Here is a 10005-nt window from a genome sequence, read left to right on the forward strand (position 1 = left end):
CGCCTTACATATCCAAAAACACGATTTAGTGATAGCTTAAACAAGCTGTTTTCTTTCTAATTCATTAAATAATTTGAGGTGATCAAAGATGAAAAAATCATTATTAATGTTATCTCTCTGTGGTATTTTCAGCGCAGCTGTCAGTGCAAATAGTGTATTAACAATTAATGTAGAGCAGTTAGATCCTGTTAATGGTAACAAAGCTATCGGTACAGTTGATGTAACGGAATCACCGTATGGATTAGTTTTTACTCCTAAACTCAATGGTTTAACTCCTGGTCTGCATGGATTCCACATTCATGAAAATGCTAGCTGTGATGCTAAAGAAAAGGATGGTAAAAAGGTCGCTGGTTTGGCGGCTGGCGGACATTGGGATCCGAAACAAACTAAGAAACATGGTTATCCATGGCAAGATGATGCGCATTTAGGTGATTTACCAGCATTAACGGTAAATCATGACGGTACGGCAACAAATCCTGTATTAGCTCCGCGTTTAAAATCTTTAGATGAGATTAAAAACAAAGCGCTTATGATCCACGCTGGCGGAGATAATCACTCAGATCATCCTGTAGCGCTTGGTGGTGGCGGTGCACGTATGGCATGTGGCGTAATTAAATAAGATTACCGATACAACAAGAAATTTGATCGGGTAGGAGGTCAGGGATTATTTTCCTGACCGACCTCCCACACCACCCACCGTACGGTTCCGTAGTGGGCGGTTATCAGTTAAACTCCCTTGAAAGTCGCTCTTAGCGCAGCTCCAAGACATAACCATCCTAGTGACCTTAAGAACCCATTGGTGAACGTTGTTGTAAGAACGTGACTTCCCGCTATTCGCCAGTAGCCTTTTCTCATATTCGCCCATTCCCATGCCTTCTCTTTAGACACGCCGAGTTGTATCAAGGCTCGTTGGCGCCTAGCTATGTGCTTGGTGCCCCACACTCGGGACTTTCCCCCATTAGAACGCGCTCATGCCGAGCACACAAGTAAAGGTGCGGCATCAAAGAAAGATACCGCACCTATGCCTCAGTTTCTGGAAATGCCTCTGGCACGACGTAGAACTAGAAACTCACCTTCACACCAAGTTGCGCACTGGTATCGGTGCGTCCCTTACCGAACAAGGCTTGTACATCCGCAGAAAGCGACGTACTCTTAGATACCTGATAACCAACTCCCAAGCCCACTTCACCTACCGTGCGTCCTAACTTCGTATTCTTCACAGTAAACGCTTGTCCTGGCAAGCTCGTCAACGCCGCTGTCACCCCATTCCCCTTGTGCAACATATCATACACCACACCTAGTTTCGCATTGAGATTCAAGCTGTCTTTCACAGTATGTTTCACTTTCAAGCCCACACCCGCCATTAAAGCTTGTGTGCGTTGTTTATCGACTTTCAAGTTAAACTCCTCAGCACCTTTCTCAGTATAGCCCTTGGTGTTGACTTGCGTATAATCCACACGGGCATAAGGAATTAACGCTGTATTACCCACTGCATAGTGTAGATTCAAGCCGACACCTGTTCGTAGAATACCCGCATGGGTATCACCTTTAGCCGTTAAGCCAAATTGGCTGAGTTGACGCTTACCCTTGATATTGGCACGTCCTACCGCCACTTGTGCATCGACATCCACACGTTGATTCAACGCATGGTTGGCATAAACACCCACTTGCCATGTATCGGCTTTGAGTGTTTGTGAAGCAGAGGTGCTGCGTTCATTCGCTTTGGTATTCACATAGGCGGCGCTTAAGCCCACCTTGGTGCTGTTATTAACGCAAACATCACCGCCTAAAGCGATACCATAGTGAGAAGCTTTATAGCCTGATAAGCCTTTATCACCTTTTTGCATACTCCAGTTACCAAGACCATGTACCCAAGCAGAGCGATCACCCTCACCAGCGCTACAACGGTCGGTTGGGACATAACGTTGCATCAAATCACTGGCTTCGGCTAATACTCGATTACCTGTACCTGCGAGGAGTGGCTGCATATCCACCACGGTGCGCGCCACTTGCCCATTCATCTGTAACGCATAGAAACGGCGGGCTAATGCACTCTCAGCGTCTTTGGTAAATGCCTGATCCAATATCTTGGCAATTGGTACTACGAGATTGTCACCTGCTGCCTCAACGATTTGTTCTACTTTCACATTCGGTGAAACAGCTAAATGTATCGCTTTGGCGCTGTACTCTGGTTTAAAGAGGAATAATGCACTGTTATCCTCATACTGACCAAACTGACCGTTAATCTGGGTGTCAGTCGTGAACACATTTTCCACTGTTCCTGCATTATCCACATAATCAGCGGCATTAATCACTAAGCGACTATCTGGGGCAAGGGTAATATCGCCCGTGCTATGTAAGTGTGAATGGTTGTCTAGACCATTGACCACCACAGAAACGGTACCGCCATTATCCACCGTTAAACCTGCGACTTGTTGAGTCACCCCAGCAGGAAGTACAAGAGGTTGTGGCGCAGTGACAGGTGCTGGCTCAGCGGCACGCAATAAGGCGCGGAAACGTGGCTGAGGGGTAGTGCTAGGTTGAGCGTTTACTTGTTCAGACTCTACTAAACTTAAACCAAGCGTAGCCCCACTTTGTACATGTACCGCACCGCTCATCCCTACGCCTTTCTCTAGAGCAAGTGTACCTGTGGCTACCTCAGTATTACCTGTATAGGTATGCGCACCAGTGGCGTAAGTCAAGGTATTGGCGCCTTGTTTAATCACATTACCTGTGCCAGTAATAGTGTTAGCTAATAAGCGGGTTAAGGCGGTTAGCTGTAATTCACCATTATTTTCAACACGTTGAGTAGATTTAATTGCTGCGACATCGGTAGTGAGTTTAGCACCCGCATCAATCGTGGTTTTCTCAATGGCGAGGGCTGATGCAGTATTCTCACCAGCGCCTTTGACTTCCCACTGTTTAAACTCACCTGCAAGTTTATTCGCCGCTATCGCCTTAAGTGAGTGCAAGGTGATTTGGTCTTTTAAGCCAATATCAGCAACACGGGCGAAGAGGGCATCACCAGAAGTTTGTTCTGTCTCTAAGACGGTACCAGGTGCACTAGAGAAATTCGCGGTCTCTTTGGCTAGGTTCAACGTGCCTTTATCAAGGTTTGTCGTACCACTTAAGATAAGCATTGCATCGCCTTTCGTCGTTAAAGACTGTTCAGCACCTAGCGCCAAGTCGGCTGCTTCCAATACACCTTCCACTAGTGTATCACTTAATGCTAAGTTTTCAGCCCCTACCGCCAGTGCGTCACCTGCGATAGCCCAGTGCTTGAACTGATGGGTAAAACCGTCGTTGGCGGTAAATGAACCTGTGGTGCGTAGGGTTACTGCCTCTTTTCCGCCCACTTTATCACTGGCGATAAGCCCGTTTTGAATCTCGCTGCCACTACCTTTGGCGGTGCTTAAGATGACATCGCTGGCGAATTGAATAACGCCGCTACTAGCTTCTAGGGTACCGTTATCTAAGTTAGTTTCACCCGCGAAGACGAGCTTACCACCGCTATTCTTCAGGTGTTTATCCACTAACGTAAGCCCAGTCACCGTCAACTTACCATTATCAAGCACCTCTGTCGTATTAGCTAGATTCGCAATGCCATCGGCGGTGCTATCTTGACCAGCCACTTGCCATTTATCGAATTTCGTGACAAATCCCTCAGTACTAGCACTGCCATCATCGGCCTTAAACGCGCCTGTAGTACGCAATGTAGCCGTATTACTAGCCTCAATTGTACTTAGCAGACTGTTTTTACCCAATAAGGCAGTACCGCTTTCTGCTGCCGTCGTTAATACGGCTGTACCGAAAGATGTTGTACCACCGCTTAAATTCACCGTACCGTTGTCAAGATTAATATTGCCCGCAAACGTTAATTGACCACCTGTGTTTTCCAGTGTTTTATTTTCCAATTGAAGATCAGTGACCGTTAACTCACCATCTTTCACCACTTTGGTGATGTTGGCTAGGTTATCTTCGCCACTAACCTGACTATCTTTACTCGCCACTTCCCATGCACCGAACTTCGCCGCAAAGCCATCATTAGCATCAAACGAAGTACCCTCTGTGCTTAGTATGGCTTTATCACTGTTGGCAATCTTGTTAATGCTTTCTGGATTACCTAATAAGGCCGTACCACTGGCTTTCTCAGTGGTGAGGATAGCTCCATCATCAAAACGTGTAGTGCCACCTAAAAGCTTTAATACTCCATTATCAAGGTTGGTATCGCCAGTAAAGACGAGTGCGCCATCAGTATTTTTAAGTTCTTTTCCGTTTAGGGTGAGACTGTTCGCTGTGAGTTTTGCGTTGGCTAAAACTTCGGTATTATGCGAAAGATACTCATTTCTATCGACTGTGGTGGTACCACCGACTTGCCATGTACCGAATTTAGCGGTTTCTTCACTACCGTTAAAGCTATCGTCTGCCGTACCCGTGGTGAGTAGGGTAGTGTTCATCTTGTCAGTATCGGTAATCGCACCGAGTAGGGTAGTGAGAGCAGTGTTATCGTTACTCGCATTGGTTTCGAGGACACTGCCTTGCTTGAAAGTTAGCGTAGCATTATTGCCTTTAGTGAAGTTAGCGTCTTTATCCAATGATAAAGTGCCACTGTTTTCTAGTGTACCGTTAAATACCGCACTAGAACCTGCACCAAAGGTGGTGACATGACTATTAACCACGGTACCAGCAATGGTAGTGTTTGCTCCAGTGCCTAAAGTCAATGTTCCACTGTTGTTGAGTACACCATTTACCGTCATTGCAGAGCCATCGGCAAGGGTAAGCGTGCCGCTATTTGTCCACTGTGCATCTGCATTGCCTACTTCACCGATAGTGAGTATTCCCTGATTGGTGATGTCACCTGCATTATCAAACTTACCATTGATGGTTAAGGTTTTACCAGCACCCACTTCTAGTGCATTGCCTTGATCTAAGTAGGCTTTGGAATCCTTGGTCACGACAATGGTGTCAAGCACATCGCCGTAGTTGTCAAACCCATTGAGTGATTGCGGTAAATCAATATCTGTCTCAATTTCCCAAGTACCCATACGTTTGACGGTATCGAAATCGGATGCTTGTACATCTTTACGCGAGAAGAGGGTGGCTTGGTCGAGACCTTGGACATTAGCATCGCTGAACTTACCCATTTTACTGAGCGTGCTGTTCATCTCTAGACGAGAGCCTGCCTCAAAGCTTAATACCCCAGTTCCATCGATTTGAAGCGTAGAATTGTCATTGAGAACAAAGCTAGAGCCTTTTTTCACATTTACCTGTGCACCATTAGCGATATTGAGGTTACCTTTACCGATAGCGCCAGTGGTGCTTTCATCTTGACCAATTTGTAGCGTACCTGCTTGCACATCGGTAGTGCCTTCGTAGTGTTTTGCTTCGCCCACGACCACCAGTGTGCCTGCACCAGACTTAGTAAGTCCACCCTTACCTGAGACTTGGAAGTCGAGAGTACGAGGAGAATCAGTAACATTCATCTCAAGAGCAGCATCTTGGGCAACAACGACATCGAGCGTATTGGAGGTTGCACCACTATTGAGACTGCCGTCATCGGTGAGTTTAAGTGTGCCTGCGTTAATGTTTACGGCGCTGAAGTTATTGGCACTGTTAATGGTGACGGTGGTGTCACTACCAGTTTTAACGAGTTTATTCGTATCGCTTTCGCCAGCAGAGATAATGCCGTTAACCTCGGTGTCTTTTCCACCCAAGGTTAATGTACCGTTATTGGTAATAGACTGCCCAGTGGTGATTTCATCAACATTGGCAATCAGATTAGCTCCTGATGCGATGGTGTTCTCATCGGCAAGGGCAGTGGCTGTTGTATTGCCAGCACCGTTAATATTCCATGACCCAAAACCATCGGCAAGATGACCTGCATCAACGGCATGGCTAGTGATTAATGTTGCGCCACTCTTATTTGCGATATGAGCAATCTTATTGGCTAATGCAGTGACAGCCTCGGTATCACTCGCCTCTGTGGTGAGGGTAGTGTTTGCTGCAAAAGAGGTATTATCATCAGCAGTCGTTTTTAACACCCCTTTATCTAAATTGACCTCGCCAGCAAGCGTTAGCGTACCACCTGCGGTATTGATGATGGTCTGTTCGTCATCGTTGGCACCTAGGGTTAAATTGGTTACGGTTAAACCACCACCCTCAAGTACCTTGGTGTTTTTGCCTAAGTCAGCGCCTGTGACGGTACTGCCAGTACCACCTACTTCCCATGTGCTAAAGTCAGAGACTTTGGAATCGCTATTATTAGCCGCAAAGTTTTCTGCTGTGGTTTTTACAGTGGCGTTTTCTTTGTCAGAGAAGTTCAACGCGGTAGCCAATTTATTGAGTGACTGTAAATTGCTGTCACTAGTGACTAAGCGAGAAGTTTTTGTCAACGCTGCTTGAGCAGAAATCTTCGACCACTTGTCCACAGTCTGGTTGCTAAGATCCAGTTCTCCACCGAGTTTCACAGTACCTTCGCCATCAATAGTCTTATCACCTAGCGCATTGATGTCAAAATTATTAATCGTTAGAGACTTATCCGCATCAATATGAGTGCTTGCGCCTAAACTGTCTAGGCTATCCGCCGTACTGTTCTCGCCAACACGCCAGCTTTTGAAGACAGCGATATTGTGTGCATCGTCATCTGTATTGGCATCAAAAGTGCCTACAGTATAGAGGTTGATATTACTTTTGTCGCCGATTTGAGTAAATACCTTGTCCCACCATCCAGCTGCACCAGCAGCATCTAGGGTAGGGGCATTGGTTTTTAGGGTAAAAGAGTCGGCTAAGTCTAGTACGACGTTATCCCCAATCACCGCCTCTTTATCCAAGCCTAATATCGTATTAGCAGCGACTTTAAGGGTTAAAGAAGCATTCATCTGAGCCGTATTATCCAATGCTAGCGTACCTTGGTTAAGGTTAATCGCTGTAATGCCGCGTTCACCCTCGAAGTTATTACTAAGCGTCCAAATACCAGAGCCTGTTTTATTGACGGTATTAAAGACATCGTATAGCTTACCTGTGCCTAATAGATTGAGGTCAAATGTCTCGTTATTATCATCACCTCCGAGTACGAGGGTGTTTTCAGTGCTATCACCGTAGATAATGTCATCCCTTGGACTGCTTAGCGTAATATTGTTGCTGCTTGTATGCAGTTCTAATGTATTACCACTGCCTTCGAATTTGAGCGCTGAACCGTCAACAACATTAGGCTGAATATTATATCCAGTGGCTCTTTTTCCTCCAATAATGGTTGAAGGTTTTCCTATGACGAGAGTACTGCCATTTTTAAGAAGAACACCACTTCCTCCGTCACCGTAAGTTCTATTTCTATCGGATCGAGGGTTGTTTCCAGAGTTGCCTGCTTGTATGAGACCATCAATAGTGATTTGGCTTTGGTCTAAGATAATGCCATGCCCACCGAGACCTAGTCTGTGCCAAGCACTTCCTCCATTACCTGCATTAATAGAGCCCGAGAATTGAATACCAGAACTATGGATAATGTTTAATCCATCATTGCCTTTACTTCCGTATCTGTTGGGGCCATCCGCGTACTCTTTACCATCGCCAGCATGGATAGTCGCTTTAATAACGACATTATCACTGTCTGTTAACTGGATAGCAGGCCGTGATTCTTGATGATTCCCAGCGCTATAGCCAGTTATTGTCCCTGCTATGGTAGAGCCAGAGGCATTGGTTAAATCAATAAAGGGAGTTTGTTCATCCCAGTGAAACTCGCCCTTTTGGTTTGTCCGCGTTAAATTACCTGATAGATGAACTTGACCTCCATTACTGACGATTCGGTCTTTGATTTGACTACCTTCTTTTAAGGTAAAGTTAGTATTAATCAGATGAATATAATCGGCGACGATGGTATTAGGGGTTGTAAAGGTTGTGTCGATTAGTGTGAGGTCATTGAATGTCAGTCCATTGACACCGTTTTCAATGGTAAAAGTTCCACCATTAACGGAGAGATTTTTATTAGTTGCCCATGTGTCAACATTTTTTAAGGTGAAATCGGTGTTGGTGAGGTCAATATCACCATTGATGGTCAGGGGACGCATATTCGTGACTGTTGGGTTATTGACTAGCGTAAGATTGTTAACGGTAAGAGGATTTCCTGCTTCGTTGGTAAATGATCCGCCGTTTAGTGTGAGATTTTTATTGTTAGCCCATGTGTCAACATTTTTTAACGCAAAGTCGGTATTGGTGAGGTTGATATTGCCATTAATGGTGACAGGGTTAGGGTTCGTAAAGATGGTGTTGGCTAGTGTAAGGTCATTGAATGTCAGTCCATTTACATCGTTTTCTATGGTAAATGTTTTGCCATCAACGGAAAGATTTTTATTAATTGCCCATGTGTCAACATTTTTTAAGATGAAAGCGGTGTTGGTGAGGTTAATATTGCCGTTAATAATAATGGGATTGGGATTTGTAAAGGTAGTGTTAGCTAGCGTAATGTCATTGAATGTAAGTTCTACACCATCTTCGATAGTAAATGTTTTGCCATTAACGGAAAGATTTCTGTTGTCAGTGGCTCGGCTACCTTTTTTTAAAGTAAAGTCGGTATCGGTGAGGTCAATATGACCTCTAATGGTGACAGGGTTAGATGTTGATTGAATGAAATTTCCTCCGTCCTTAACGGTCAACACATTAAAATTAAGGGTAGAGCCTTCATTGGCCGTGAATGTGGTGTCCGTATTAACGACAAGATTGCCCGTAAAGGTATCACCTGCATTAAGCGTAAAACTACCCCCATTGTTGAGTACGAGATTGGTGTCGATGGAGGTATTTCCCTCTGATGTAAATGAACCGCCATCGATGAAAACATCTCCTTCCCTGAAAGAACTATCGCTTTTTAGAGTGATAGAGCTATTCGTAGCATTAATAGAACCCTCAATATTGCCTTGTACGGTTACTTGACTGTTGTTTAGGGACATGGCGGAGCCAGTGTATCCGTTCGCCCCACCATCACCACGCCAGATATTTCCATTAATTGTCAGTGACCCTCCTGTCATGACAAGCGCTGTACCTCCTCTGCCTCCCTCACCTAAGCGACAGTAGAGACGGGTACAATCCCCACCAGTCCCTCCTTTGAGATTCCCTGTCAGTTGAACGCTGCCAGCTGATATGACTAAGGCACTGCCTCCAATATTGCCTATCACCCCAGACCAGATACCTTGCCCTTTTCCTCCTTGCAGATTCCCTGTGATGCGGATAGTGCCGCCAGATACTTGGATGGCATTGCCACCGCCAACCTCCTCATTAAACCACGGATTTGCATCCTCTGGTTTCGTCCCACCAGTAATAGTACGATTTTCTGCATTAATAGTTGTATCACTCGATAGTGATAGCACTGGGGCCTCATTATCACCCTTGCAGTCTCGTGTGAAAGTGTAAGTCGTGGTGCCTGCATCAGATGAGACGGTGTAATCTGCACCATCGGTACAAGCTGCCCAAAGGGGGAGAGGGAAGAGGGTGGCGAGAATAAGCGAGATTGCCCGTAAGCGTTTACTGGTGCGGTTTAGCGCAATGCGGGGGGGGGGGGTAACTTTTTGGTCAACTAAGCCCTTAGCAGAGCCTGATTTACCGCGTGAACGCGTGATTTCTGAGGCGCATTGCCAGAGGTTTAAAGTCGTGTTCCAGATGAGTTTGTAGGCGTGGTTCATGGTTATATCCTCATAGTTAGTTTACACATTTAATACAATTTTTCATAATATCCTAATCTAATCAAAAAAACTGTGAGTTATTACAAAAATCTCAACTATATTTTGTAACATAGCTATTGTCTTTGTTGCTTCACCCAAAAAGATAAGACAAAGAAGATGAGGTAATTATTAATAAATACAAATAATTTGAAACCAAAAGAATGGTATTGATGAACGATTTATCTCGAAATGATGAAAAATATGAGTGTAGTGGTAGACTAATTCCGCAGTCCTCAATAGGTAGTAAACTATCACAAAAAGAGGACAATTTAATGAGAAGAACATTTAGCCCAGAATA

2 protein-coding genes and 1 pseudogene are annotated in these 10005 nt (G+C 45.0%); 1 reads left to right on the plus strand and 2 read right to left on the minus strand.

The annotated features are described in order from the left end of the window. Positions 1–88: 88 nt before the first annotated feature. Positions 89–619 (plus strand): superoxide dismutase family protein, encoded by a 531-nt coding sequence (gene sodC / locus QS62_RS10395; RefSeq protein ID WP_066109858.1) that lies wholly within the window; start codon positions 89–91, stop codon positions 617–619. Between the two features lie 442 nt (positions 620–1061). On the opposite strand, the gene QS62_RS10405 is transcribed toward sodC, so the two are convergent. Both QS62_RS10405 and QS62_RS12235 read right to left on the minus strand, forming a co-directional pair. After that, positions 1062–6896: an autotransporter outer membrane beta-barrel domain-containing protein gene (locus QS62_RS10405; protein ID WP_231923708.1), complete on the minus strand. Its 5835-nt coding sequence runs from the start codon at positions 6894–6896 to the stop codon at positions 1062–1064. Between the two features lie 2679 nt (positions 6897–9575). After that, positions 9576–9668 (minus strand): annotated as a pseudogene (locus tag QS62_RS12235) (ESPR domain-containing protein); the annotation flags it as partial. Between the last annotated feature and the right edge of the window lie 337 nt (positions 9669–10005).

It is taken from the genome of Gallibacterium salpingitidis, from assembly GCF_001678495.1.
GTDB classification, from domain to species: domain Bacteria; phylum Pseudomonadota; class Gammaproteobacteria; order Enterobacterales; family Pasteurellaceae; genus Gallibacterium; species Gallibacterium salpingitidis.

What these genes read in the sequence shown, in the direction of transcription:
- sodC (WP_066109858.1), top strand. Translation starts at nt 89, where the DNA reads ATGAAAAAATCATTATTAATGTTATCTCTCTGTGGTATTTTCAGCGCA.